We start from the raw sequence: 25,583 nt of genomic DNA, 5'->3' as shown, positions 1-25,583 counted from the left end.
CGGCGGCCTCGGCGGGCCGCCACTGCCGCTGCTACTGACTCTCGCCCCGGCTCTTCGCCTCCAGGATCTCCCACCGCTCCAGCGCCTCCAGCAGTTCTATCTCGATCTCGTCGTGGCGCGTGGCGAGTTGCGCCGCGCCGGCAGGGTCGCTGACATAGAGCGAGCCGTCGGCCAGGCGCGCGGTGATGGCCTTCTGCTCTTCCTCGAGCGAGGCGATGCGCTCGGGCAGGCCGTCCAGTTCGCGTTGCTCCTTGTAGGACAGCTTGACGGTGCGGTTGGCGCCGCGCGCCTCGCGACCTTCGCGCGGCTTGGCGGCCTCGGCCGCCGCTTCGGCGCCGCGCGCCTGCTGGGCCTGCTGCGCCTGGATCTGAGCGGCGCGCGCCGACTGCTGTTCCCAGTCGGCGTAGCCACCCACATACTCGCGCCAGCGCCCGTCGCCTTCGGCGGCGATGGTCGAGGTGACGACGTTGTCGAGGAAGGCGCGGTCGTGGGAAACCAGGAAGACCGTGCCGGGATAGTCCTGCAGCAGTTCTTCCAGCAGTTCCAGGGTGTCGATGTCCAGGTCGTTGGTCGGTTCGTCCAGCACGAGCGCGTTGGCGGGGCGCGCGAACAGGCGTGCCAGCAGCAGGCGGTTACGCTCGCCGCCGGACAGCGACTTGACCGGCGAGCGCGCGCGCTCGGGCGCGAACAGGAAGTCGCCCAGATAGCTCATCACGTGCTTGCGCTGGCCGTTGATCTCGACCCAGTCGCTGCCCGGGCTGATGGTGTCGGCAAGCGAGCGCTCCAGGTCGAGCTGGCCGCGCATCTGGTCGAAGTAGGCAACCTGCAGGTTGCTGCCGTTGCGCACGGTGCCGGTGTCCGGCGGCAGCTCGCCCAGGATCAGCCGCAGCAGCGTGGTCTTGCCGGCGCCGTTGGGCCCGATCAGGCCGACCTTGTCGCCGCGCATGAGGGTGGCGGAGAAATCGCGCACCACCGTCTTGGCCGCGGGCGGCGTGCCGAAGGATTTGCTGACATCGGTCAGCTCGGCCACGATCTTGCCCGAGCGATCGCCCTGCGCCACCTCCAGCTTGACGTTGCCCTGCGCCTCGCGCCGCGCGGCGCGTTCCGTACGCATAGCCACCAACCGCTGGATGCGCGAGACGCTGCGCGTGCGGCGGGCTTCCACGCCCTTGCGAATCCAGACTTCCTCCTGCGCGAGCAGCTTGTCGAACTTGGCCTGCTCGACCTGCTCGGCAGCCAGCAGCTCTTCCTTGCGCGCCTGGTAGGCGGCGAAGTTGCCGGGGAAGGACAGCAGGCGGCCGCGATCCAGCTCGACGATGCGCGTCGCCACGCGATCGAGGAAGGCTCGGTCGTGGGTGATCAGCAGCACGCTGCCGCGGAAGGCCAGCAGCAGGTCCTCCAGCCAGCGGATGGCGGCGACGTCGAGATGGTTGGTCGGCTCGTCGAGCAGCAGGATGTCCGGCTCGGCCACCAGGGCCTGCGCCAGCGCGACCCGCTTCTGCGTGCCGCCGGACAGCCCATCGACCGGGGCCTTCGGGTCCAACCCGAGCTGGGCCAGTGTGGTTTCGACGCGCGTGCGCAGCTGCCAGGCGCCGGCCGCGTCCAGTTCCGATTGCAGCCGGTGCAATTCGGCCAGCGCCGCAGCCTCATCCTGTCCGCCGTGGCCCTCGGCCAGGGCCGCCGCGGCAGCTTCATAGCAGGCCAGCAGATCGTGGGCGGCGCCCATGCCTTGCGAGACGGCGTCGAAGACCGTCAGCCCGGCTTCAAATTGCGGCTCCTGCGGCACGTAGGCCGTGGTCACGCCGTTCTGCCGCGAGATCAGCCCGTCGTCGGGCGCGGCGAGGCCGGCCACGATCTTCAGCAGGGAGGACTTGCCCGAACCGTTGCGGCCGATCAGGCCGACGCGCTCGCCGGCTTCCAGCGAGAAATCCGTGTGGTCGAGCAGCGCCACATGCCCGAAGGCGAGTTGGGCATCGGTAATGGAGAACAGGGCCATGAAACGTCAGAGAGAATCCGGTGTGGCGCGCGCGGCAAACCCGTTCGGGTGGCGGCACGCGGGTGCAGGCCGCATTGTAGTCGAGGCGCCGGCACACTGGCCCGGCTCGACCCGCCCGCGCGCCGGCCAAAAAAAATGGGCCCACGCCGGGGGCCCAAGAGTCTCTCCTCGGTGCCCTGCTCGCAAGGCACAGGTTGAGAATAGCAAGCGCCCATGTGCCGCTCCAGTCGGAAAACTCCGTAAGGGAAAGCCCCGTCAGCGGCCGAAGCAGCGCGCCCGAGGGCGGACTTGTCGCCTCCGCGGGGCAATGCAGCCATGGCAGCCGGCCGCCACGCCGCGCCCACCTTACGCCGCAAGGCAAGTCGTGCGAAGATGGCCGACCCGCGCTACATGCGCCGATTGCGCCGCCTGCTCCCACCCCGCCCGATGAATCCACGTCCCCTGCGTTTCGCCGACCTGTCCGTTTCGGCTCTGGTCGCCGGCCTGGTCGCCATGATGACCGGCTACACCAGCTCGCTCGTGCTGATGGTGCAGGCCGGCCAGGCCGCCCACCTGTCCGCCGCGCAGATCGCCTCCTGGATCTGGGCCCTGTCGATCGGCATGGGCGTAACCACCATCGGCCTGTCCCTGGTCGCCCGCGTGCCGATTGTCGTCGCCTGGTCCACGCCGGGCGCGGCGCTGCTGATCGCCAGCCTGCCGGGCGTGCCCTATGCGGAAGCCATCGGCGCCTTCCTGCTGGCCGCGCTGCTGATGACCGCCGCCGGGCTGACTGGCTGGTTCGACCGCCTGATGCGGGCGCTGCCGGCTAGCATTGCCTCCGCGCTGCTGGCCGGCATCCTGTTCCGCATCAGCGTCGAGGTCTTCGTAGAAGCCCAGCAGCAGACGGTCCTGCTGCTGGCGATGTTCGCCGCCTACCTGCTCGGGCGCCGCTGGTGGCCACGCTACGCCGTGCCCGGCGTGTTGCTGGTCGGCGTGGCGCTGGCCGGCGCGCTCGGCCAGCTGCACTTCGAGAACTTCCACTTCGCCGTCGCCCAGCCGGTCTGGACCACGCCGGCCTTCTCGCTGCAGGCCTTCATCAGCATCGCCATCCCGCTGTTCATCGTGGCGCTGGCCTCGCAGAACATCCCGGGCCTGGCCGTGCTGCGCGCGGACGGCTACCACGTGCGCGCCTCGCCCCTGATCACGGTGACGGGACTGGCCTCGGCCGTGCTGGCCCCCTTCGGCTCGCATGGCATCAACCTTGCCGCCATCACCGCGGCCATCTGCACCGGCGCACAGGCGGACCCCGATCGCGAGCGGCGCTACACGGCGGCGGTGGTCTGCGGCATCGGCTATCTGGTGGCGGGCGTACTGGCGGCCAGCATCGCGGCGCTGTTCGCCGCCTTTCCCAAGGCGCTGGTGGTGGCGCTGGCGGCCTTTGCCCTGCTCGGCTCAATCGCCAGCGGGCTCACGGTCGCCATGCAGTCGCCGCAGGAACGCGAGCCTGCGCTGCTGACGTTCATGATCACGGCCTCGGGCATGACACTGGCCGGCATCGGCTCGGCTTTCTGGGGTGTGGTGGGCGGCATGCTGGCCCTGTTGGTACTGCGCCAGCGGCAGACGGCCTGAGGCACAGGAGCCCCGCCTGGCTGCTTGCTGCCGGCTAGCTGCCCGCTAGAGCAGCAGGAAGGCCAGGTCCGCGGCCCGGATCTCGCTGATCAGCTGGCCCTTGCGCTTCTGGAACAGCACGTGCTGCAGCACACGGTCGCGGTGCTCGGCGAAGGTCTCCGCATCCAGGCCCAAGGCGGTCAGCGCATAGTGCTCGGCCAGCAGCCGGTAGACGCGATGGCGCACGCGCAGCAACTCGGCATCGGCCTGCAACTGCGTGGCAGCGCTCGCGTGTTCCTCTTCCATCTGGCGCATGGCGAGCACCACGCGTGCGTGCATGCCGCGATAGCGGTCGAGTTCCGCGTGCGCCTTGGCCAGTTCCTCGCGCAAGCTGCGCACTTCGGCCTGCAGTTTCAAGGTCTGCTGGACGTTGCGCTGGATGCGGGCCGCCTCTTCCAGCGCCTGGTCGGCGGCGGCGATGGTGTTCTCCCATGCGCCATGCGCATCGGCATCAGGCCAGACCGTCGTCCTGTCGAGTCCCTCGTCCATTGCGGCTCCCCCTGAAAGCTGCACCGACTGCGCCGGCCTGCCCGCCACCGGCCCCGGGGCCGGTGGATGATGCGGACATTCTGATCGAAAACCACCGATTGCGAGCTGATTCCATGCCAAGGTGGGGTAGCCCGACAGCCGCGCAGTTGGGCCGAAGCCACACTTCGCCCCCCGCAGCCGGGTAAGGCCGCTCCTCACCAACGCCCGTTCGCCCTCGCATCAGCCGCCAACGCCATTTATCATGGCGCGATCCCGCAGCCGAATCCGGCGCTTCATTTACCTTGTTCATGAACAGCTATCTTCTTCTGGCCCTCGCCATCGCGGCCGAGGTCATCGCCACCAGCAGCCTGAAGGCTTCCCAGGATTTCACCAGGCTGGTGCCCAGCGTCCTTGTCGTGACGGGCTATGTCGCCGCTTTTTTCCTACTGATGCAGGTGATGAAGACCGTGCCGGTGGGCGTCGCCTATGCGATCTGGTGCGGTGCCGGCATCGTGCTGGTCACGCTGATCGCCAGCGTGCTGTACCGCCAGTTGCCGGACCTGGCCGCCTGGGTCGGCATCGCGCTGATCGTGGCGGGCGTCGCGGTGATCCAGCTGTTCTCGAAAATGGAAGCGCACTAGCGGCGGACAAGAGGCAAGATCACAAAAGGCCAGGCAAGGCAAGTCCGATCATCCCCGGAAAGCGCCGGCTCCTCCAAGTGTGGAAAACTGCCCTTGGCGCGAAGATTGCGCTGGGCCAGACATCCAACGCCCAATTTCCCTTCCGCGGACCCCCGGCCAGCCGTGGGTCCGCCTTTCTTCGGCAAGCGAAGACGCCGCCAGGACACACCGCCACGCGCCCGCCACTCTCCCCTGCAAAGGCAGAACGCCACCGCAGGGCTCAACTATTGGCGTCGATCCATCTCATCGCCCAGGCGTATGCCGCGTCCCTGGCCGCGACCGGGCTGGGATGCTCGCGCCCGACCGACCTCGACTCCTGCACGACGGCCGCATCCTCCCAGATTTCGCAGCATGCCAGGTAGGCACCGTCTCGGATCTTGTCGCAGAAGACGTGGACGACGTAGCCCTTGTACTCCAACGTACCGCATTCCATGGTCGTCTCCGCTCTGTGATTTCATCCTAGCACCTCGCTGTTTGCCGACCTGATTCAGGCCGCTTTCTGATTCGAGACACCGTCGAAATCCGACTCTCCGCGCGACGACCTGCGTAGCGCCCCCTACCGGCGCGAATTGAGACCTTGGCGCCGGGGCTTGCCCCGGGTCCGCGCCGGCAGGCAAGCTCCCCCCCCCCGGATCGCGGGGACCGCAGCGCGTTGCCGCGCCCCCCTCTGATCTTCAGCGCCCCACTCGCCAGCGTCAGGCGCCCCGCCCGGCTAACGGGCCGTCATGTACGTCCACACCAGATAGATGACGGCAGGCAGCAGCAAGCCGGCGGCCAGCGCGAGGTAGTAGCGTGCGCCGTGGTGTGGCGCGTGGGGATCGAGAGGATGGATGTGGAACTTCATGGTGTTGCCCTATGCATGCGGTGGCAGAGGGACGGAAACAGCTCCTCCGGGCACGTTTCCCGCCTATGGCCTGGCCGATGCGCGGCGAACGCGCGCAGAAGGCCTGCGGCGTGCCGCCCTATGATTTGACCCCGCCATCCGCGCGGCGTTGCCACCACCAATGGATGCCCTGCCGATACAAACGTGACAATTTCTCCACCCATGTAAGCAAGTGTATTCGGCGTTGCTTGGCTGCCTGGCCCGAGCGAGAGTAAACGCCTGCCACCAAGGCAGAGATCTGCCGTCCCGCACAGAGCGCATCCGGGCGGCCCCCGCAAGGCCTGGCCAACATGGGCACCAGGCCGCCCACCCCCCGTCTTTACGGCGCGACATCCGACAGCGCCTCGCCAAGGAGACAACATGCTCAGTGCGCATGAACTTGCCGCCCTCATGATCGTCGACAGCACGCACGACCATCGCCAGTTGAACCCGACCGATCTGCAGACACTGCTGGACCGCCGGCTCGTCAGCCTGGAGAGCGGGACGGACTGCGGCCGGTGGCCGCGCCTGACCAAGCTCGGCCGCCGCGTTCTCGACATCGTGGCGCGGGTCGCCTGACCGGCATGCCGGCCGCAACGGCCGCAACGGCCGCAACGGCCGCAGCGGCCGCACGGGGAACCGAGATCCGAGATGCATAGAAAAGCCACTGCCGGCGCGGTCGCGCTGGCGCTTGCCGTGGGAGCCGGCAGCTATGCCAGCCCCTACTGGACCCTCCACCAGATGCACGCGGCCATCGAGGCACGCGACGCTGACAAGTTCTCGCGCTACGTCGACTATCCCGCCCTGCGCGAGAGCCTGAAGGGGCAGATCCTGAACTCGCTGCACGAGCGGCTGGGCACGCCCGCGCTCAAGGACACGCCCTTCGCCAGCATCGGCAAGATGATCGGCACAGCGATGGTCAACACCGTGGTCGACACCATGGTCACGCCGGCAGGCGTCATGGCCATCATGGCGCAGGGCGAAGCGCGGCCGGACGCCAGCCCGCCGCCCCAGCCCGTACCCGAACCCCCGGCGCCCGCCGACAGCGGCACGGCGCCGCCGCCCGCGCCGCCGCAGCGGCAATCCCTGCGGTACGAAGTCGCCTACCGCGGCTGGAATCGCGTGGAGGCCTCGGCCAGGCGGGAAAACGGCGAGCGCGTCGTGCTCGACCTGCGCCGCGACGGGCTGTGGTCGTGGAAATGGTGCGGGGTGCAATTGCCCGGAGCGGGGACGCGACCTTAGGCGGCGCGCTACCCCGCGCTACCCGCAGAAGGCGCCAGGCGATGCGGGCAAACCGGGAGAACCGGGAGAACCGGGAGAACCGGGAGAACAATCATTGTGGATGGTCCCGCCGACAGGAATCGAACCTGTATCTAGCGCTTAGGAGGCGCTCGTTCTATCCATTGAACTACGGCGAGAACCGCACGGTGCAGCCACGGATGGGCGACACGGAAGTGCCGCGGCATTGTACGCGGAAAAAAGGGCAGGAACCAGCCTCTTTGCGGTGCCAGGCCGGCAAATGAAAAGCCCGCCAATGTCCTGGCGGGCTGGATGTGGACGGGACCGGACCTTCTAGGTCAGCGCCGATAGCATTTCGACCAGCAGTAGCGCAAGCAGGATTCCTATGATTCCGCCCATCACGCGGACGCCCATCCGGACCACCCGGACAGCCGCAGGAACACTGGCGATGGCGATGATGATCGCCATGCTGACGGCGAGCAGCAGGCAAATGCTGGAGAAGGTCATCAGACTATTCTGGGTCCACCTCCGAACCGACCACCTTGGGGCCGGCATCACCAGTATAGGCCTGCCGCAGGCGGATGCAAACGCCAAACCCGCCCCCTTTCCCGGACGCAGGCCGGCCGGTCGTCTGCAATCGCTTTTTCGCAGCGCAGCATCGAAATCCGATTTCTGCTATACTGCGCGCCGTGAGTTCGCACTGTGAGCTTTTCAGCGCTCGCCGATCCCGCATCGGAACCGCCTCCCGGCTCTCCAGCTCTGCCTCCCGCCTACCCGCCGGCCAACCCGGCGAAGCATGCCGGACAGAACGCATTTCTCACCCGACGTCGCCTCGTCTCCGATCCTGTTGAGCTGCCTTCCGGGCCGCTTGCCTGCCAGGGACCCGCCAGCCTCTTGGTCTGCCGCCCCTGCCTGCCGCCGTACCGTCAGCTGTGTCTGTCGTAACGGCCTCACCGATTGGCGCCGAAGCCTTTTTAAGACTTTGCACTGCGCCCGCCCCGGGACCTTCCATTCGCCGGGGTGCCTTGCACATTGATGATTACGACATGACCCAGCACGATATCCGTGCGGAGCAAGCTATTGCCTCCGCTGACGACGCCATTGCCACGTCCAGCCCGCTCGACAAGCTCGACGCGATGCTCAACGGCGTGCAAGACGACGCGCAAGCCGGCGACGCCCAGCCCGAGGCACAAAGCGGATTCGCGACCCTCGGCCTCGACCCCGCCATCCTGCGCGCCCTGGCCGACCAAGGCTACAACAACCCGACGCCGGTGCAGGCTCAGGCCATCCCGGCCTTCCTGGCCGGCCGCGACCTGCTGGTTTCGAGCCAGACCGGCTCCGGCAAGACCGCAGCCTTCATGCTGCCCGCCATCCAGCGCATCAGCGAAAAGCCGGCACCGAACCGCCCGCGCGCCGAAGAGCCGGTCAAGCGCATCAAGGGCCGCCGCCCGCGCCCTGCAGCGGCACAGCCGTCCCTGCTGGTGCTGACGCCCACGCGCGAGCTGGCGCTGCAGGTGACCGAGGCCGCCGCCAAGTACGGCCGCCACCTGCGCCGCATCGTCTGCGCCAGCATCCTGGGCGGCATGCCCTACCCCAAGCAACTGGCCATGCTGGCCAAGATGCCGGACATCCTGGTGGCCACGCCGGGCCGCCTGCTCGACCATATCGAAGCCGGCCGCATCGACCTGTCCGCGCTCGACATGCTGGTCTTCGACGAAGCCGACCGCATGCTCGACATGGGCTTCGCCGATGACATCGACGCCATCGTCGCCGCCACGCCGGCCAGCCGCCAGACGCTGATGTTCTCGGCCACGCTGGACTCCCGCATTGCGCAACTCGCCTCGCGCCAGCTGCGCGATCCGCAGCGCATCGAGATCGCCGCGGCACGCATGGACCAGAGCCATATCCAGCAGCGCCTGCACTTCACCGACGACATGTCGCACAAGGAGCGCCTGCTCGACCACCTGCTGCGCGACGCGGACCTGAAGCAGGCCATCGTCTTCACGGCCACCAAGCGCGACGCCGATTCGCTGGCCGAGCGCCTGTCCGACACCGGCTTCTCCGCCGGCGCCCTGCACGGCGACATGACCCAGGGCGCGCGCAACCGCACGCTGACCGCGCTGCGCCGCGGCAACCTGCGCGTGCTGGTGGCCACCGATGTGGCCGCGCGCGGCATCGACGTGCCGGACATCACCCACGTGGTCAACTTCGACCTGCCCAAGCAGGCTGAAGACTACGTGCACCGCATCGGACGTACCGGCCGCGCCGGCCGCTCGGGCATCGCCATCAACCTGGTCAATCACGGCGACATGTTCCAGTGGCGCCGCATCGAGCGCTTCACCAACCAGCGCATCGACGCCTCGGTGATCGAAGGCCTGGAGCCGCGCCGCTCGCCCAAGCCGCGTACCGGCGGCTTCGGCGGCAAGCCGGGCGGCCGTGGCGACTTCCGCGGCAAGCCGGGCGGCTATCGTGGCGGCCAGGAAGGCGGGCGCAGCTTCGGCGGCGGTGAGAACCGCGGCTTTGGCAATCGCGGCGGCTTCGGCGGCGGTGAGAACCGCGGCTTCGGCAACCGTGAAGGCTTCAGCGGCGGCGAGAACCGCGGCTTTGGTAATCGCGAAGGCTTCGGCGGCGGCGAGAACCGCGGCTTCGGCAACCGCGAAGGCGCCTACCGCGACGGCGGCTATCGTGGCCAAGGCCAAGGCCAAGGCCAAGGCCAGGGCCAGGCGCGCGGTGAAGGCGGTTACCGCGGCGGCAATCGTGACGGCAATCGCGAAGGCGGCCGCAGCTTCGGCGGCGAACGCAGCTTCGGCGACCGCAGCTTCGGTGGTGAGCGCAATTTCGGCGAGCGCAAGTTCGGTGACGGCGACAACCGTGGCAATGGCAATCGCGGCGGCTTCGGCGGCGGTGAGAACCGCAGCTTCGGCAACCGCGACTTCGGCGACAACAAGCGCGGCGGCTTCGGCGGCCAGCGCAACAACGGCGGCCGCAACCGCTACGAGCGCTGATCGGCATCGTCCCAGGCCGGCCCCGATGACGGGTCGGCCCTTGGACGCCAGGCATGAAAAAGCACCCCGATGGGGTGCTTTTTTTATGCCCGAGCCAGCGGACTGTTGGCCTCCTGGCCCCTCGATCCCCTTCCGGGCCATATCCGGCCCGTGTCCGGCCTCCGCCTACAGCGCGCAGGTGCGAAAGCCGATGAAGGCAAGGTCGGTGTCCGGCAGCAAGGCGGTGCGCGCGCGCGGATGGCGCAGCCGCGGCGGGCTCGCGAACGAGCAGCCGCGCACCGCCTGGCAAACCGCGAAACGGCCGACCATGCCGGCATCGGCCGGCTGCGCGACGAACCCCGCATAGGGCTCGTAGGGCGTGGCCGTCCATTCGCGGACCATGCCCCAGGACATGCCAGCGCGGTTCTGCGTGGCGGCGAGTTCCCACTCTGCTTCGGCCGGCAGGCGGCGCCCGGCCCAGGCGCACCAGGCCTGGGCCTCGAACAGGCTGACGTGGCGCACCGGTTCGTCCGGATTGAGCGTGCGCAGCGTGCCGAAGCGCTCGACCATCCAGGCGCGGGACTGCGGGTGGCGCGACCAGTAGCGCGGCGCCGAGCGCTCCTGGGCCATCAGCCACTGGCAACCCGCGGCAGACCACCAGGCCGGATGCTCATAGCCGCGATCCTCGACGAACTCCAGGAACTGCGCATTGCTGACCGGCGTGGCATCCATCTCGAAGGCCGGCACGTAAGTGCGCTGGGGTGGCAGTTCGTCGGGCAGCGCGAAGCCATCCGCCTCGACCCAGCCCTGGGTGAAGCGCCCCCCGGGAAACTGCAGCACGCCGGCGCGGCCGGCCGCCATCGCGCTGGCCGGCGGCACGCTTGCGGCTCCGGCAGGCGCCATGCCAAGGGCCTGCAGCAACGCGGCAATGCCCTCGCCCTGCGCATCCTCATGGAACAAGGCGCGCCGCACCGGGTAAAGCGTGGCGTCGCCGTCGTCGGGCAGCAAGGCCAGCCGGCGCAGCACGCCGTCGAGCACGTCGGCAGCATAGCCCTTGACCACCGCCACATCCGGCAGCGCCGCGTCCCAGCGCGCATCCGGGTCGATGCGGTCGGGGTCGAACCAGTCGTCGGCGCCCTCGAGCCGCGCCGGCGCACCCGCCACAGCCAGCCGCACGCCGTCGCGGTCGATCACGCGCACGTCGCGCAGGCACCACCATTCCGTGTGCCAGGCGACGTGGCCAAGCGTCCAGAGCGGCGGATCGGCATCGTACTGGCGCGGCACCTCCCACCCCCGCCGCGTCTGGCCGAAGGCAGCCAGCCAGGCCAGCGTGCGGTTGCGGGTTTCCACCAGCGCCTGCGCCAGCGCTTCGCGCGGCAGGCGTCTTGTGTCGGTCCAGTGGGACCTGCCGCCGGTGAAGTGGAGATCGGGAAGCATCGAGAAACCGCTCATTCTCAGGCCCTGCCACAGAAGTTGGGAAGACCGCCACCGCGAAGCCGGCGCGGTGGCGGCGCAGGGCATTATGACATCGCCGCCCGACCGGCGCGGCTCAGGCCCGCGCGTGGAAGACGGCGAACCAGTGTTGCGGGTCAGTCCAGCAGACCGGATCGCGGAAGCCCGCCGCCTCCAGCAGGCTGGCGAAGGCTTGCGGCCGGAACTTGTACGAGTCTTCGGTATGGATGCGCTCGCCGGCGGCGAAGCGGCGCGCGCCGCCGGGCCAGCGCACGGTGAGATCGCGCACGGCCTCCAGATGCATCTGGATGCGCGAGGCACCGGCATCGAAGCCCGCCACGTGCCGCCAGTCGGCCAGCGCAAAGTCGCTGCCGATGATGCGGTTGACGTGGCACAGCACATTGCGGTTGAACGCGGCGGTGACGCCCAGAGAGTCGTCGTAGGCCGCACGCAGCACAGCCTCTTCCTTGACCAGGTCGACGCCGATCAACAGGCCGTCGCCCGCACGGGCCTGGCCGCGCAGGCGGCCCAGCAAGGCCAGCGCGGCGTCGGGCGCGAAATTGCCGATGCTGGAGCCGGGGTAGAAGAACAGGCGGCGGCCGCCCGTCACCTCGGGCGGCAGCGTCAGGTCGCCGCACAGGTCGGCGCCCAGGCCGAGCATCGGGATCTGCGGATACTGCTGCTGCAGACAGTCGAGCGTTCCGCGCAGGAAGTCGACCGAGATGTCCACCGCCACATATTGCGCGGGGCGCAGGCTGGCGAACAGGCCTGCCGCCTTGCGGCAGTTGCCGGCACCCAGGTCCACCAGCACGCAGCCGCTGCCGGCGCGCGCCGCGATCGGCGCCGCGCAGGCGGCAAAGATCGATGCTTCGGTGCGCGTCGGGTAGTACTCGTCCAGTTCCGTGATCGCCTCGAACAGGCGCGAGCCCAACACGTCGTAGAACAGCTTGGGGCTGATTCTGGCCGCCTCCCGGCACAGCCCGGCGACCACTTCCTCGCGCAGCGCGGCGTCATCCTCACGGTACTGCTGCACGAAGACCGGTCGTGGCGGTGCGGCCGGGCCGCCTTGCCCGTCGTGGCCGCTGGCAAGCGCGATCAGCCGGCGGCGCAGGGCCTCCAAGGTCTCGCCACGTGCGTCCTCTTGCCCGTCTTCGGACTCGTCTTCATGGGCACCGCGCAGCGCGCGGCGCGTAGGGTGAAGCGGGGTGGGTACAGCCGGCATGTCGTCGTTCCTTGTTGTTGGATACTGCGAGCATCCCCGACGGCCGGCGGCAGAACGGCAGGCCACCCGGCCGCGGCCGATGCACCAAGCATAGGTGCAAGCCGGACATTGCGCAGATTGAAACGGTTGCCGCGAGGCGCACGCCGAAGCCGGCACGAAAGGTCCGCAATGCGGAACACGGACCCAACCCGGCGGGAACCCGCGCCAAAGTGCGCGTATATGACCACATCGGAGCCGAATTCTGCCGATGCGCGGGCTTCACATCGGCATCGTTTCGATTATAATTGGCGTCCAACGTGGCCGGCAGCGGCCGCGTCCCTTCAAAGGGGAGTAGCTCCGGGGCCCTGCCCTTAGCACAATCGTCATTCCGGGACAGCGTCCCCGGTTGTGCTGACTTCGCCACGGTTCGCCCGCCGAACCGGCCGATGTCGAGCAAGACCTTTGCAACCTGGCTTCATGGTTTGCAAAGGCGGTCATTCCTCCCCAGCTTCATGACTCCAGGCGAATCCAACGCAGCTATTCGTACTTGAGGAGTACTCATGGAGTGGTTCACCGATCTGTTCACGATGCAGTTCCTCACGGCACTGGCAACCATCGTCGTCATCGACCTCGTGCTAGCCGGCGACAACGCCATCGTCATCGCGCTGGCCGCGCGCAACCTGCCGCCTCATCTGCAGAAGAAGGCCATCGTCTGGGGCACGATCGGCGCCGTGGTGGTGCGCTCCGCCATGACAGTCGGCGTGGTCTGGCTGCTCAAGATCCCGGGGCTCATGCTGGTGGGCGGCCTGGCGCTGGTGTGGATCGCCTACAAGCTGCTGGCCGAGGACGGTGACGGCGACGAGCATGGCGCCGGCGCCACCACGCTGATCGGCGCGATGAAGACCATCATCATTGCCGACGCGGTGATGGGCATCGACAACGTGCTGGCCGTGGCCGGTGCCTCACATGGCAGCTTCCTGCTGGTGCTGCTGGGCCTGCTGATCAGCATCCCCATCGTGGTCTGGGGTTCGAGCCTGGTGCTCAAGCTGATGGCGCGCTACCCGGCCATCATCTACCTGGGCGCCGGCGTGCTGGCCTTCACGGCCGCCAAGATGGTCTCGGGCGAGCCGCTGATCAAGCACGTCTTCGCCGCCAACCCCGCGCTGCTGTGGGGCCTGTACGCGCTGATCATCGGCGGCGTGCTGGGCGGCGGCTACCTGGCCAAGCAGCGCCACGCGCCGGAACCCGCGGGCAACTGAGGCCGCACCACGAGCCGGCACGCACCGGCGTGCCGGCCATGGCGATCCGCCGCATGGGATAAAATGCGGGGCTCGCGCGGACTCCCCGTCCGCGCCCCCGACACCGCAATATCAGCCGCAATCCCAGCGCCCGCGCCGATGAAACAGTACCTCGACTTCATGCGCCATGTGTACGAGCATGGCACCGACAAGGCCGACCGCACCGGCACCGGCACGCGTTCGGTCTTCGGCCATCAGATGCGCTTCGACCTGCGCGAAGGCTTCCCGGTGGTGACCACCAAGAAGCTGCACCTGAAGTCCATCATCCACGAACTGCTGTGGTTCCTGCAGGGCTCGACCAATGTCCGCTACCTGCAGGAGAACGGCGTCACCATCTGGGACGAGTGGGCCGACGAGAACGGCGAGCTTGGCCCCGTCTACGGTTCGCAGTGGCGCTCGTGGCCGGCGCCGGACGGCCGCCACATCGACCAGATCACCGATCTGGTGGCGCAGATCCGCGCCAACCCGGACTCGCGCCGGCTGATAGTCTCGGCCTGGAACGTGGCCGACATCCCGCGCATGAAGCTGCCGCCCTGCCACGCCTTCTTCCAGTTCTACGTGGCCGACGGCCGCCTCTCCTGCCAGCTCTACCAGCGCAGCGCCGACATCTTCCTGGGCGTGCCCTTCAACATCGCCAGCTACGCGCTGCTGACCCATATGATGGCGCAGCAGACCGGCCTGGAGGTGGGCGAGTTCATCTGGACCGGCGGCGACTGCCACATCTACAACAACCACTTCGAGCAGGTGCGCACCCAGCTCGCGCGCGCGCCGCTGGCGCTGCCGCGCCTGGTGATCGCGCGCAAGCCGGACAGCATCTTCGACTACCGTTACGAAGACTTCACGCTGGAAGGCTACCAGTCGCACGAAGCGATCAAGGCGCCGGTGGCCGTATGACCCTGCTGACACTGATCGTGGCCAAGGCCCGCAATGGCGTGATCGGCCGCGACAACGCGCTGCCCTGGCGCCTGCCCGAGGACCTGGCCCACTTCAAGCGCACCACCATGGGCGCGCCGGTGATCATGGGCCGCAAGACCTGGGACTCGATCGGCCGCCCGCTGCCGGGCCGGCGCAACATCGTGGTCAGCCGCAACCCGGCGCTGCAGCTGGCCGGCGCCGAAGTGGCGCCGTCGCTGGAAGAGGCACAGCGGCTGTGCGTGGGCGTCGAGCAGGTCTTCCTGATCGGCGGCGCCCAGCTCTACGCCGAGGCATTGCCCAGCGCCGACCGGCTGGTGGTCACCGAGATCGACGCCGAGGTGGAAGGCGACGCCCATTTCCCGCCGATCGACCACAGCCGGTGGGTGGAGACCACACGCGAGACGCACCATAGCGAGGCCAACGGCTTCGACTATGCCTTCGTCGTGTACGAGCGCCCGCCATCGGGCGAGGAATGAACGGACCGGCGCCACAGGGGCGCCGGCGCCGGTGGCACGACTGCCGCACAAAGCAGAACGGGCGCCTCGGCGCCCGTTCTGCTTGACCACGCGGCCGGCCTCAGTAGCTGGCTTCAGTTGCCGGCAATCGTCATCTGCTCGATCAGGATGGAGCCGGTTTCCTTGGTGCCGCGCACCAGCGCATCGGCGCCGACCGCCACGATCTGCTGGAACATCTCATTCATGCTGCCGGCGATGGTGATCTCCTCCACCGGATACTGGATCACACCGTTCTCCACCCAGTAGCCCGAGGCGCCGCGCGAGTAGTCGCCGGTGACGTAGTTGACGCCCTGCCCCATCAGCTCGGTCACCAGCAGGCCGGTGCCCATCTTGGCCAGCATGGCGGGGAAATCGTCGCCGGCTGCCGTCAGCGAGCTCGACAGCGTCAGGTTGTGCGAACCGCCGGCGTTGCCGGTGGTCTGCATGCCGAGCTTGCGCGCCGAATAGGTGGAGAGGAAGTAGCCCTCGACCACGCCGTCGCGCACCACATCGCGCGCCCGCGTGCGCACGCCTTCCTCGTCGAAGGGCGCGCTGCCCATCGCGCCGGGCACATGCGGCTGCTCGTGGATCTGCACGTGCGGGGCAAAGACCGCCTTGCCGAGCGTGTCATGCAGGAAGGTCGACTTGCGGTACAGCGCGCCGCCCGAGACCGCCTGCACGAAGGCGCCCAGCAGCCCCGCGGCCAGCGGCGCCTCGAACAGGACCGGGCAGCGGCGCGTGGACAGCTTGCGCGCGTTCAGCCGCGCGAGCGAGCGCTCGGCGGCGTAGCGGCCGATGTCCTCGGGCGCGGCCAGCGCCAGCGGCGAGCGCTTGGACGAATACCAGTCGTCGCGCTGCATGCCGCTGCCGTTGCCGGCGATCGGCGCGCAGGAGATGAAATGGCGCGAATAGGGATAGCCGCCCATGAAGCCGCGCGAGGTGGCCAGCATGAACTGCGAATGCTGGGCCGAAACGCTGGCGCCGTCGGAGTTGCGGATGCGCGGCGAGACGGCGAAGGCGGCGGCTTCGGCGCGTCGCGCGATGTCGATGGCCTCTTCCGCGTCCAGGGTCCAGGGATGGAACAGGTCCAGGTCGCGCGGCGCGCGCTCCAGCAACTCCTCCTCGGCCAGGCCGGCACAGTCGTCCTCGGCGGTGAAGCGTGCGATGTTGTAGGCCGCCTCCACCGTTGCGCGCAGCGCCGTCGGCGAGAAATCGGAGGTGCTCGCATTGCCGCGCCGCTTGCCGATCAGCACCGTCACGCCGACCACCTTGTCGCGGTTCTGCTCGATGGTCTCGACCTGCCCCTTGCGCACCGATACCGACAACCCACCCCCTTCGGAAATCTCGGTGGCAGCATCGGTGGCGCCGAGCTCGCGTGCCACACGCAGCACATCGGCGGCCATCTCGCTGAGCTGGGCCGGGGTATAGGTGAAATGGGCGGTCGGTTCTGTGGTCTGGTCCACGGTCAGGTCCATGCTGGGTGGCTTGATCAAAAGTCCAAACGGGAATCATAGCAAGATAAAATGCACCCCATGACGCGAAACTCCCAACCCTCAAGATTCCCAGGCGCCTTCGCCCCCGAGCCGGATGCCGACGACGAGCCGAAGAGCAAGTCACAGAAGAAGCGCGAGATGACCGCGCTGCAGGACCTGGGCGCCGAACTCGAGGCCCTGCCCAAGGACCGGCTGGCACGCGTGCCCATGCCCGAAGCCCTGGCCGATGCGATCCACGCGGCACGCCGGATCAACAGCCATGAAGGCAAGCGCCGCCAGCTCCAGTTCGTGGGCAAGATCATGCGCTCGCTGGACGACGACGAGGTCGAGGCGATCCGGGGCGCGCTGGAAGCCTTCAAGGGAACCAGCAAGGCCGAGACGGCCAAGCTGCACCTGGTCGAGCGCTGGCGCGAACTGCTGCTTGCCGACGACGATGCGCTGACGCGCTTCCTGGCCGAGCATCCGGTCGACGACGTGCAGACGCTGCGCAACATCATCCGCAACGCGCGCAGGGAGCACCAGCAGGGCAAGCCGCCGCGCTACTTCCGCGAACTGTTCCAGGCCATCAAGACCGCGCTCGGCGGCGAGGCGCCGGACGCCGGCGCGGACGATGCCGCCAAGGAGCCACAGGAATGACGCAAACCCAGCCCCAGCCGATCACCCGCCGCCACCCCGACGAACTCGTGGTGGGCCTGGTCTCGATCTCCGACCGTGCCTCCGCGGGCACCTACCAGGACGAAGGCATCCCGGCGCTGCGTGAATGGCTGGGGCAGGCGCTGAGCTCGCCCTGGCAGGCCACCGAACGCCTGATCCCCGATGAGCAGGCGCTGATCTCGCAGACCCTGATCGAACTGGTGGACGTGGCCGGCTGCGACCTGGTGCTGACCACGGGCGGCACCGGCCCTTCGCGCCGCGATGTGACGCCTGAGGCCACCCTGGCGGTGGGCACCAAGGAAATGCCCGGCTTCGGCGAGCAGATGCGGCAGATCAGCCTGCACTTCGTGCCCACGGCCATCCTCTCGCGCCAGGTCGCGGTGATCCGCGAAACCGCGAGCCGCGCCGCGCTGATCGTCAACCTGCCCGGCCAGCCGCGCGCCATCCGCGAGACCCTCGAGGGCCTGCGCGGCGGCGACGGCAAGCCCCTGGTGCCCGGCATCTTCGCCGCCGTGCCCTACTGCATCGACCTGATCGGCGGGCCCTATATGGAAACCAACGAGGCCGTGGTCAAGGCCTTCCGGCCGAAGAACGCGATCCGCCCCAAGAGCGCGGGCTGAGAGCCCGCCCGACTCAGCGAAGGGCCGCGAAGGGTCACGCAATCAGCGCAGGCCCAGATAGAGCCCCACCGGCACGAACACCACGGCGCCGATATTGCCGAGCAACACGATGGACGCCACCTGGTCCGGCTCCTGCCGGAAGTGGTCGGCGACCAGGAAGTTCAGCACCGCCGGCGGCAGCGCTGCGAACACGAACAGCAGGCCGCGCTGCAATTCCGTCAGCGGCACCAGTTGCGCCAGCACCAGCGCGCAGGCCAGCCCGGTCAGCGGGCACAGCACGGCGCCGGCCACGCCCCTGCCCCAGTTGCGCAGGCTCACATCCTTCATGCGCACGCCCAGCGCGAACAGCATCAGCGGCACGGTGGCATCGCCGAGCAGCTTGATCGACTGGTAGACCGGCTCGGGCAAGGCGAACCACGGCCGCGCCAGCGACAGGCCCACCCCCGCCACGGTGGCCAGCACCATCGGGTTGCGCGCGATCTGCGCCAGCGAGGCATGCCGGTTGACGATCTTCATGCCGATGGTGAAGTGCATCAGGTTCGACGCCGCAAAGAGCGCCACCGCCGGCGCCAGGCCGGCCTGGCCGAAGGCGAACACCGACAGCGGCAGCCCCATGTTGCCGCAGTTATTGAACATCATCGGCGGCACGAAGGTGCGCGGATCGGCCCCCATCAGCCGCGCCGCCAGCCAGGCCAGCACGCCCGATCCCAGCACCACCGCCACCGCGCAGGCAAGCAGCTCGAGCTGGTCGGCCAGCACGAAATCCTTGCTGACAAAGGCGGACACCACCAGCAGCGGCGCGATCACGTCGAGCATGGCGCGATTGATGCCGGCCATGTCGGGGTGGGCACGGCGCCCGTACAGCCAGCCGATCAGGATGATCAGGATCACCGGCGTGATGATGGAGACGATGCGGGCAAGCATGGCGGGCGGCCTGGGAGAGCGCGGCGGGACGCGACGGGGCGCGACGGAACGCATTGAAGGCCGCGCGCGGGCGCGGCGGGACGGCGGCCTGCCGGCCGCTCGGATTATTGTGGGCTGCCGGCTTACTGCTGGGCGGGCGAGGCGTCGGCGGCCGGGGCCGGCGCGGGGGCGCTCGGGTGGCGGATGAAGTGCGTGCGGTAGTAGCGCAGCTCCTCGACCGACTCGAGGATATCGGCCAGCGCGGTGTGCAGCTGGCGCTTGACGAAGCCCTTGTGGATGGCCGGCTCCCAGCGCTTGCAGAGCTCCTTCAGGGTCGACACATCGAGGTTGCGGTAGTGGAAGAAGGACTCCAGCTTGGGCATGTAGCGCGCCATGAAGCGGCGGTCCTGGCAGATCGAGTTGCCGCACATCGGCGACTTGCCGGCCGGCACCCAGCGCTTCAGGAAGGCGAGCAGCTCGGCCTCGGCCTGCTCCTCGGTCAGGGTCGAGGCCTTGACCTTGTCGATCAGGCCGGAGCGCCCGTGAGTACCCTTGTTCCAGTTGTCCATGCCGTCGAGCACGGCATCGTCCTGATGGATCACCAGCACCGGGCCTTCGGTGAGGATGTTCAGCTCGGAATCGGTCACCACCACGGCCACTTCGATGATGCGGTCATTGTCGGGCGACAGGCCGGTCATTTCCATGTCCAGCCAGACCAGGTTGTTTTCGCTCTTGACGGATTTGGCGGCGGCGCCGACGTGGGTATTGCTTGTCATCTGGACGATCGGGAAAGCGGGATAGAGCCCCAGGGATAGAGTCCCGGGGACGGATACGGGAAAGCACGGGCGGGCGGCGCGGCAGCGCCCCGCGCGCCGCGGCCCTGAGCCCCGGGCGCGAACAATTTATAATTCTCGCATAACCGCCCGCACGGGGCGTCCGCTGCGCTTCGCGCGCGTGGCGCCCGCTGCGGCGAATTCCGACCAAAGGCCCGCCCGATGTTCACCCTTCTCTTTCTTGCCGCACTCACGGTCATGGTGCTGACCAAGCTCTGGCTGGCCGTCCGGCAGGTCGCCTGCGTCGGGCGCCACCGCAATGCGGTGCCGGCCCGCTTCGCCGATACCATCGCGCTGCCCGCACACCAGAAGGCGGCCGACTACACCATCGCCCGCACGCGGCTGTCGATGCTCGAAGTGCTGGTCAGCGCCGCGGTGCTGATCGGCTTCACCCTGCTGGGCGGATTGCATGCGCTCAACCAGTTCTGGCTGGGCACCTTCGGCCCGGGCTATGCCTACGGCGTGGCGCTGGTTGGCAGCGTGGCCCTGATCGGCGGGCTGGCCGAACTGCCGTTCTCTCTGTATGGCCAGTTCGGCATCGAACAACGCTTCGGCTTCAACAAGATGACCTGGGGCCTGTGGCTGGCCGACCTGGTCAAGATGATGGCGGTGGCCTGCGTGCTGGGCCTGCCGCTGCTGCTGGCGGTGCTGTGGCTGATGGACCAGGCCGGGCAGTTCTGGTGGGTCTGGACCTGGCTGGTCTGGATGGCCTTCAACCTGCTGCTGCTGGTGGTCTTCCCCACTTTCATCGCGCCGCTGTTCAACAAGTTCGAGCCGCTGACCGACGACGCGCTGAAGACGCGCATCGAGGTGCTGCTGCGCAAGTGCGGCTTCGCCAGCAAGGGCCTGTTCGTGATGGACGGCAGCCGCCGCAGCGCGCACGGCAACGCCTACTTCACCGGCTTCGGCGCCGCCAAGCGCATCGTCTTCTTCGACACGCTGCTGTCGCGCCTGTCGGGCGACGAGATCGAGGCCGTGCTGGCGCACGAGCTGGGCCATTTCAAGCGCCACCACGTGGCCAAGCGCATCGTCGTCACCTTCGCCCTCAGCCTGGCCTTCCTGGCGCTGCTGGGCTGGCTGTCGACGCGCAGTTGGTTCTACACTGGCCTGGGCGTGCTGCCCAATCTGGGCGTGTCCAACCATGCGCTCGCGCTGGTGCTGTTCTTCCTGACGCTGCCGGTCTTCACCTTCCTGCTCGGGCCGCTGTCGAGCGTCAGCTCGCGCCGCCACGAATTCGAGGCCGACGCCTTCGCCGCCGACCAGACCGACGCCAGCCACCTGGTCTCGGCCCTGGTCAAGCTGTACAAGGACAATGCGTCCACGCTGACGCCCGACCCGCTCTACAGCGCCTTCTACTATTCGCATCCACCGGCAGCGCAGCGCATCGACCGCTTGCTGGCACACGCATGAGCCGCGTCGTCCGGCATCAGCGCGCCGCCCACGGCAAGGCGCAACAGGCCCATCAGGCGCTGGTGGTGGCCGCGCACGGCCGCCACTACGTGGTGGAAATGGCCGACGGCAGCCTGCTGCACGCCTTCCCGCGCGGCAAGCGCAGCGACTGCGCGGTCGGCGACAGAGTCGGCGTCGAGCAGGCCGCGGTCGACCAGGTGGTGATCACCGGCGTGCTGCCGCGCAAGAACCTGCTGCACCGCTCCGACCAGTTCAAGTCCAAGCTGCTGGCCGCCAATATCGACCAGGTGGTGATCGTGCTGGCGACCGAGCCGAGCTTCTCCGAAGACCTGCTCGGGCGCGCGCTGGTGGCCGCGGAAGCGCTGGAGATCCGTCCGCTGGTGGTGCTCAACAAGATCGACCTGACCGACCGGCTGGAGGCCGGACGGCAACGGCTGGCGCCCTACCGCGCGCTTGGCTATGAAGTGCTCGAGCTGTCGGTGCACGGCGACCCGGAAGGCACCGAGGCGCTGCTGCGGCCGCGGCTGGCGGGCTTGTCCACCATCCTGATCGGCCAGTCCGGCATGGGCAAGTCTTCGCTGCTGAACCTGCTGATCCCAGGCGTCGAGGCGCAAACACGCGAGATCTCGACCAAGCTCGATTCAGGCAAGCACACCACCACCTTCACCCGCCTTTATGCGCTGCCGCCCGACTGGAGCATGGTCGACGACCGGCAGGGCTGCCTGATCGATTCGCCCGGCTTCCAGGAATTCGGCCTCTATCACCTGAGCGAAGGCATGCTCGAACGCGCCTTCCCGGAGTTCCGCCCGCGCCTGACCGCCTGCCGCTTCTACAACTGCCACCACATCAACGAGCCCGGCTGCGGCGTGCTGGAGGCCGTGCAGTCGGGCGCAATCTCCGAACGGCGCCACCAGCTCTACGCCCAGTTGCTGCACGAGTCGAGCCAGCAGAAGCCGTGGTAAGGTAGGCGCGTGGCGGCCCGGCGGCCGCCGAGGGCGCGCAACGATGAAACTGCTGCTGTCGACCGCTTCCCTGATCCACGCGACGCACTGCCGCAACCTGCTGGCCGCGGCCGGCATCCGCGCGGAAGTGCGCAACATCTGGCTGGGCGGCGCGACCGGCGACATCCCCTTCCAGGAAAGCGCCCCCCAGGTCTGGCTGCTCGATACCGACAAGGAAGCGGAAGCCCGGGCGGTGCTGGAGGCCGCAGCCCGGCCGGCACCCGGTCCGCGCTGGCAGTGCGCGCGCTGTGGCGAATGGCACGAAGCGCAGTTCGGCGCCTGCTGGCAGTGCGGTGCCAGCCGCGAGTAGCCCTTCAGCGGGTAGCCCTTCAGGAAGCAGCCCACCCGCCAGTTCGCGGGCAGGGGAAAACGCCAGCTCAGGGCACGGCGGATGCCGCAAAAGGGACACCGCAAAAAGAAAGGCCGGCGCAACGGCCGGCCTCGGGGGCAAGACGCGCCGGCGACCCGCAGGCCGCCCGGACGCTCACCCCACCCAGAGCGCCAGCGACAGCATCGCCAGCAGCAGCATCCACAGCACCACGGCGCGCCAGACCAGGCCGACGGCCGACTGCAGCGTGCGCACGCCGGGGTCGGCACCGAACTCCGGCGGGGCCGGCTCGGGCCCGCTCTCGCCTTCCGGCTCGGGCGCGTAGTCCAGCGCGGGGCCGGCCGGGATGGTGCGCAGCACCACGCTGGAATCGTCCTCGGCCAGCGGCGTGCCCAGGCGCACGCCGAGCGCGCCGCCGCCGCTGGCGAGCAGGATGCCGTTGACGCTGTCGTTGAACTTGCGCGCGTGATTGCGCCAGGCGTAGACCGCATCCTCGAAGTTGCCCACGATGGCGAAGCCGATCGCGGTCAGGCGCGAGGGCAGCCAGTCGAGCACGTAGAAGGCTTGCGCGGCAAATCGCCCCAGCGTGGGGCTGCGTTCGGCAGAGGACACGTTCCAGTGGCGGCTGAGGTATTCGGCCGTGCGGTACAGCACGACGCCGCCGGGGCCGATGGGCACCAGGAACCAGAAGAAGACGCCGAACACATGGCGGTGCGCGGCCACGATCGCGGCCTCCAGCGTGTGCCGCACGATCTCGGTGACAGGCATGTCCACCGTCTCCAGCCCCGTCCATTCATGCAGCAGCGCGCGCGCGGCCACCAGGTCGTCGCGATTCAGCGCTTCGTGGATGTCGGTGAAGTAATGGCTGAACTGGCGGAAGCCCAGCGTGAGGTAGAGCAGCAGCACGTTCCAGGCCAGCGTCAGCGCGACGCTGATGGAAGCCAGCAGGTAATGCACCACCATCACCCCCAGCGTCAGCGGCACCACCACCGTGAACCACGCCAGCCGCGCGTCGCGCTTGCGCCCGGTGTCGAATGCACGCTCGGCGCGATCGGCCAGCACGCGCACGATGTCATAAATGGGATTGTTGCGGCCCAGGGCGCGGAACTGCTCGGCAATCAGCGCGAGAAGAACAGAAACGAAGGTCATTGCAGGTCAGGGTGACGACGGCCGCAACGCGGGTCAGGCCAAGTGCCGGCACGGCCGCATGCCGATAGCGAGAAGATAGCACACGGCCATGCCTCCCCGAAGAGGCAAGAAAGCCCGCCGGGGCACCCGGCGGGCTCGCTTGGCGGGCAGGTGACCCGGCGTCACTCAACGCTCAAGGCAGGTCGAAGACCAGCACCTCGGCGCCGCTGCCCTGCGACAGCTCGACCGCCTGCACATCCTCCATCTGCGCGGCGTCGCCGGCCTCCAGTGCCTGGCCATTCACACAGACGCGGCCGCGCGCCACATGCACATAGGCGCGGCGCCCCGGGGCAATCTCCAGCCTGGCGCTTTCCTCACCGTCGAACAGACCGGCATACAGGCGCATGTCCTGGTGGATCAGCACCGAGCCGTCGCTGCCGTCGGGACTGGCCACCAGGCGCAGCCGGCCCCGCTTGTCGGCGGCCTCGAAGCGCTTTTCCTCATAGCCGGGCGCGATCCCCGTTTGATCCGGCAGGATCCAGATCTGCAAGAAGTGCGTCACCTCGTGGTCGGCATGGTTGTACTCCGAATGCCGCACGCCGGTGCCCGCGCTCATGCGCTGCACGTCGCCCGGCCGGATCACGCTGCCATTGCCCATGCTGTCGCGGTGCGCCAACTCGCCTTCCAGCACGTAGCTGATGATCTCCATGTCGCGGTGCCCGTGCGTGCCGAAACCCATGCCAGGCGCGACGCGGTCCTCGTTGATCACTCGCAGCGGCCCGAACTGCACATGGTGCGGATCGTAGTATTCGGCAAAGGAGAAGGTGTGATACGACTTGAGCCAGCCGTGATCAGCATAGCCACGCTCGCCCGACTTCCTGATTTCAATCATTTTGACGGCTCTCCTGATTAGCCCCTTGACGAAGCACACCAGATCCGGCGCACATTGCAAGGGAGATTTCGTCTTGACGCTAGGAAGTTTAGGGGAGCAGGAGTATAGTCGTCGGCACGACATTAGTAGCAATCATTCAGAATTTCTGAACATGCCTCTCTCCCTCGAATCGCTTGAGGTGCTCGATGCCATCGAGCGCAAGGGCAGCTTCGCCGCCGCCGCGCACGAGATGGGCAAGGTGCCCTCCGCCCTCACCTACGTGGTCCGCAAGCTCGAGGAAGACCTGGACGTCCTGCTGTTCGACCGCCGCCGCCATCGCGCCGAGCTGACCCCCGCCGGGCGCGCGCTGCTGGACGAAGGCCGGCACCTGCTGCACGCGGCCGATGACCTGGAACGGCGCGTCAAGCGGCTGGCCACCGGCTGGGAAGCCACGCTCACGATCGCGGTGGATGACCTGATCAACTTCCGCGCGCTCTTGCCCGTCATCCAGGACTTCTATGCCGAGAACACCGCCACCCGGCTGCGCTTCTCCAAGGAAGTGCTGGGCGGGTCCTGGGACGCGCTGGTGAGCAACCGCGCCGACCTGATCATCGGCGGCGCCTACGACGCACCCAGCGCCCAGGGCTTCCAGGTGCGCGCGCTCGGCAGCCTGCCCTTCGTCTTCGCCGTGGCCGCCCACCACCCGCTGGCGGCGGAGGCGGGCCCGCTGACCACCACCCAGATCGCCATGCACCGCAGCGTGGCCGTGGGGGACACGTCGCGCAACCTGCCCACCCGCACCTATGGCGTGCTGGCCGGCCAGGACGTGCTGGTGGTGCCCAGCATGCGCGACAAGCTGGAGGCGCAGATCCGCGGGCTCGGATGCGGCTGGCTGCCGGCACCGATGGCCCAGCCTTATATCGAGAGCGGCGTGCTGCAGGCCAAGGAAACGGTCGAGGTACGCGGGACTGGCAATTTCAAGGTCGCCTGGCGCACCAGCACACGCGGCAAGGCGCTGCAGTGGTGGGCGCGCAAGCTGGACGACCCGCGCCTGGCGCAAGCGCTGCTGCAGTTCGTCCCTGGCCAGCCCGAGGCGGCAGACTGAA

General features: G+C 68.5%; 26 protein-coding genes and 1 tRNA gene. 14 read left to right on the top strand and 13 right to left on the bottom strand.

The features are described from left to right. Nucleotides 1-31 precede the first annotated feature (31 nt). Entirely contained in the window at nt 32-1,996 is a 1,965-nt protein-coding gene (locus tag AC1Z3O_RS03670; protein WP_483513605.1) for an ATP-binding cassette domain-containing protein, read from the bottom strand. A 426-nt stretch (nt 1,997-2,422) separates the two neighbouring features. Between AC1Z3O_RS03670 and AC1Z3O_RS03665 the strand changes: the two genes are divergently transcribed. Further along, entirely contained in the window at nt 2,423-3,604 is a 1,182-nt protein-coding gene (locus AC1Z3O_RS03665) for a benzoate/H(+) symporter BenE family transporter (protein WP_483513603.1), read from the top strand. Between the two features lie 45 nt (nt 3,605-3,649). Here AC1Z3O_RS03665 and AC1Z3O_RS03660 read toward each other — a convergent pair whose 3' ends face one another. After that, a complete protein-coding gene (locus AC1Z3O_RS03660) occupies nt 3,650-4,132 on the bottom strand; it encodes a hypothetical protein (protein WP_483513601.1) in 483 nt (160 codons plus the stop codon). Between the two features lie 287 nt (nt 4,133-4,419). On the opposite strand from AC1Z3O_RS03660, the gene AC1Z3O_RS03655 reads away from it, so the two are divergent. Further along, nucleotides 4,420-4,752, top strand: a complete 333-nt coding sequence (locus tag AC1Z3O_RS03655) for a DMT family transporter (RefSeq protein ID WP_483513600.1) — start codon at nt 4,420-4,422, stop codon at nt 4,750-4,752. 259 nt (nt 4,753-5,011) lie between these two features. Here the strand turns inward: AC1Z3O_RS03655 and AC1Z3O_RS03650 are convergent, their stop codons facing one another. Together AC1Z3O_RS03650 and AC1Z3O_RS03645 are read right to left on the bottom strand one after the other, a co-directional pair. Then, nucleotides 5,012-5,224, bottom strand: coding sequence for a hypothetical protein (locus tag AC1Z3O_RS03650; RefSeq protein ID WP_483513598.1), 213 nt, complete (start codon nt 5,222-5,224; stop codon nt 5,012-5,014). 279 nt (nt 5,225-5,503) lie between these two features. Then, on the bottom strand, nt 5,504-5,635 hold the full coding sequence (locus tag AC1Z3O_RS03645; protein ID WP_483513597.1) for a hypothetical protein: 132 nt from the start codon (nt 5,633-5,635) through the stop codon (nt 5,504-5,506). A gap of 399 nt (nt 5,636-6,034) precedes the next feature. On the opposite strand from AC1Z3O_RS03645, the gene AC1Z3O_RS03640 reads away from it, so the two are divergent. Both AC1Z3O_RS03640 and AC1Z3O_RS03635 read left to right on the top strand, forming a co-directional pair. Further along, entirely contained in the window at nt 6,035-6,232 is a 198-nt protein-coding gene (locus AC1Z3O_RS03640) for a hypothetical protein (protein WP_483513596.1), read from the top strand. A 72-nt stretch (nt 6,233-6,304) separates the two neighbouring features. After that, on the top strand, nt 6,305-6,895 hold the full coding sequence (locus AC1Z3O_RS03635) for a DUF2939 domain-containing protein (protein WP_483513595.1): 591 nt from the start codon (nt 6,305-6,307) through the stop codon (nt 6,893-6,895). A gap of 101 nt (nt 6,896-6,996) precedes the next feature. Here AC1Z3O_RS03635 and AC1Z3O_RS03630 read toward each other — a convergent pair. Next, nucleotides 6,997-7,071, bottom strand: a tRNA-Arg gene (locus AC1Z3O_RS03630). A 154-nt stretch (nt 7,072-7,225) separates the two neighbouring features. After that, the gene (locus tag AC1Z3O_RS03625; protein ID WP_483513594.1) at nt 7,226-7,399 is read right to left on the bottom strand and encodes a hypothetical protein; all 174 of its coding nucleotides are present in this window, start codon (nt 7,397-7,399) and stop codon (nt 7,226-7,228) included. Between the two features lie 539 nt (nt 7,400-7,938). Here AC1Z3O_RS03625 and AC1Z3O_RS03620 point away from each other — a divergent pair. Then, nucleotides 7,939-9,897 (top strand): DEAD/DEAH box helicase, encoded by a 1,959-nt coding sequence (locus AC1Z3O_RS03620; protein ID WP_483513593.1) that lies wholly within the window; start codon nt 7,939-7,941, stop codon nt 9,895-9,897. 165 nt (nt 9,898-10,062) lie between these two features. Here the strand turns inward: AC1Z3O_RS03620 and AC1Z3O_RS03615 are convergent, their stop codons facing one another. Next, entirely contained in the window at nt 10,063-11,328 is a 1,266-nt protein-coding gene (locus tag AC1Z3O_RS03615; protein WP_483513592.1) for an SUMF1/EgtB/PvdO family nonheme iron enzyme, read from the bottom strand. A 97-nt stretch (nt 11,329-11,425) separates the two neighbouring features. Then, nucleotides 11,426-12,550 carry an L-histidine N(alpha)-methyltransferase gene (gene egtD, locus AC1Z3O_RS03610; RefSeq protein WP_483513591.1) on the bottom strand — a complete coding sequence of 375 codons (1,125 nt, stop codon included), beginning with the start codon at nt 12,548-12,550 and terminating at the stop codon, nt 11,426-11,428. Nucleotides 12,551-13,089: 539 nt separating this feature from the next. Between egtD and AC1Z3O_RS03605 the strand changes: the two genes are divergently transcribed. The 3 genes from AC1Z3O_RS03605 to AC1Z3O_RS03595 all read left to right on the top strand — a co-directional run bounded on the left by AC1Z3O_RS03605 (nt 13,090) and on the right by AC1Z3O_RS03595 (nt 15,218). After that, nucleotides 13,090-13,788 (top strand): TerC family protein, encoded by a 699-nt coding sequence (locus tag AC1Z3O_RS03605; RefSeq protein ID WP_483513590.1) that lies wholly within the window; start codon nt 13,090-13,092, stop codon nt 13,786-13,788. Nucleotides 13,789-13,926: 138 nt separating this feature from the next. After that, nucleotides 13,927-14,721 (top strand): thymidylate synthase, encoded by a 795-nt coding sequence (locus tag AC1Z3O_RS03600; protein ID WP_483513588.1) that lies wholly within the window; start codon nt 13,927-13,929, stop codon nt 14,719-14,721. Next, a complete protein-coding gene (locus tag AC1Z3O_RS03595) occupies nt 14,718-15,218 on the top strand; it encodes a dihydrofolate reductase (RefSeq protein ID WP_483513586.1) in 501 nt (166 codons plus the stop codon). The genes AC1Z3O_RS03600 and AC1Z3O_RS03595 overlap by 4 nt, the downstream gene beginning before the upstream one ends. A 113-nt stretch (nt 15,219-15,331) precedes the next feature. Here AC1Z3O_RS03595 and pmbA read toward each other — a convergent pair whose 3' ends face one another. Then, entirely contained in the window at nt 15,332-16,711 is a 1,380-nt protein-coding gene (gene pmbA, locus AC1Z3O_RS03590; RefSeq protein ID WP_483513585.1) for a metalloprotease PmbA, read from the bottom strand. A gap of 57 nt (nt 16,712-16,768) precedes the next feature. Here pmbA and yjgA point away from each other — a divergent pair, with 57 nt between their 5' ends. Beyond that, complete coding sequence (gene yjgA / locus AC1Z3O_RS03585) at nt 16,769-17,365, top strand: ribosome biogenesis factor YjgA (protein WP_483513583.1); 597 nt, start codon at nt 16,769-16,771, stop codon at nt 17,363-17,365. After that, nucleotides 17,362-18,003, top strand: coding sequence for a molybdopterin adenylyltransferase (gene mog / locus AC1Z3O_RS03580; protein WP_483513581.1), 642 nt, complete (start codon nt 17,362-17,364; stop codon nt 18,001-18,003). Before yjgA ends, mog begins: the two co-directional genes overlap by 4 nt. A 42-nt stretch (nt 18,004-18,045) precedes the next feature. Here mog and AC1Z3O_RS03575 read toward each other — a convergent pair whose 3' ends face one another. Next, entirely contained in the window at nt 18,046-18,927 is an 882-nt protein-coding gene (locus tag AC1Z3O_RS03575) for an AEC family transporter (RefSeq protein WP_483513579.1), read from the bottom strand. Nucleotides 18,928-19,049: 122 nt separating this feature from the next. Further along, nucleotides 19,050-19,682, bottom strand: coding sequence for an oligoribonuclease (orn, locus tag AC1Z3O_RS03570; RefSeq protein WP_483513578.1), 633 nt, complete (start codon nt 19,680-19,682; stop codon nt 19,050-19,052). A gap of 219 nt (nt 19,683-19,901) precedes the next feature. On the opposite strand from orn, the gene AC1Z3O_RS03565 reads away from it, so the two are divergent. Genes AC1Z3O_RS03565 through AC1Z3O_RS03555 form a run of 3 tightly spaced genes read left to right on the top strand, consistent with a single transcriptional unit; the run spans nt 19,902 to nt 22,460 of the window. Then, the gene (locus AC1Z3O_RS03565; RefSeq protein WP_483513576.1) at nt 19,902-21,149 is read left to right on the top strand and encodes a M48 family metallopeptidase; all 1,248 of its coding nucleotides are present in this window, start codon (nt 19,902-19,904) and stop codon (nt 21,147-21,149) included. Then, the gene (rsgA, locus tag AC1Z3O_RS03560) at nt 21,146-22,111 is read left to right on the top strand and encodes a ribosome small subunit-dependent GTPase A (protein ID WP_483513574.1); all 966 of its coding nucleotides are present in this window, start codon (nt 21,146-21,148) and stop codon (nt 22,109-22,111) included. The genes AC1Z3O_RS03565 and rsgA overlap by 4 nt, the downstream gene beginning before the upstream one ends. Nucleotides 22,112-22,154: 43 nt before the next feature. Further along, nucleotides 22,155-22,460, top strand: coding sequence for a putative signal transducing protein (locus AC1Z3O_RS03555; protein WP_483513572.1), 306 nt, complete (start codon nt 22,155-22,157; stop codon nt 22,458-22,460). 174 nt (nt 22,461-22,634) lie between these two features. Here the strand turns inward: AC1Z3O_RS03555 and AC1Z3O_RS03550 are convergent, their stop codons facing one another. Together AC1Z3O_RS03550 and AC1Z3O_RS03545 are read right to left on the bottom strand one after the other, a co-directional pair. Next, nucleotides 22,635-23,627 carry a CobD/CbiB family protein gene (locus AC1Z3O_RS03550; protein WP_483513570.1) on the bottom strand — a complete coding sequence of 331 codons (993 nt, stop codon included), beginning with the start codon at nt 23,625-23,627 and terminating at the stop codon, nt 22,635-22,637. Nucleotides 23,628-23,799: 172 nt separating this feature from the next. Further along, nucleotides 23,800-24,498, bottom strand: coding sequence for a pirin family protein (locus AC1Z3O_RS03545; RefSeq protein WP_483513568.1), 699 nt, complete (start codon nt 24,496-24,498; stop codon nt 23,800-23,802). Nucleotides 24,499-24,649: 151 nt separating this feature from the next. Between AC1Z3O_RS03545 and AC1Z3O_RS03540 the strand changes: the two genes are divergently transcribed. Then, nucleotides 24,650-25,582, top strand: coding sequence for a LysR family transcriptional regulator (locus AC1Z3O_RS03540; protein ID WP_483513566.1), 933 nt, complete (start codon nt 24,650-24,652; stop codon nt 25,580-25,582). Nucleotide 25,583 lies beyond the last annotated feature (1 nt).

It is taken from the genome of Cupriavidus sp. 09_S30, from assembly GCF_056930435.1.
Note: the sequence above shows the minus strand (reverse complement) of the source record. Positions and strands in the feature narration are given on the sequence as shown.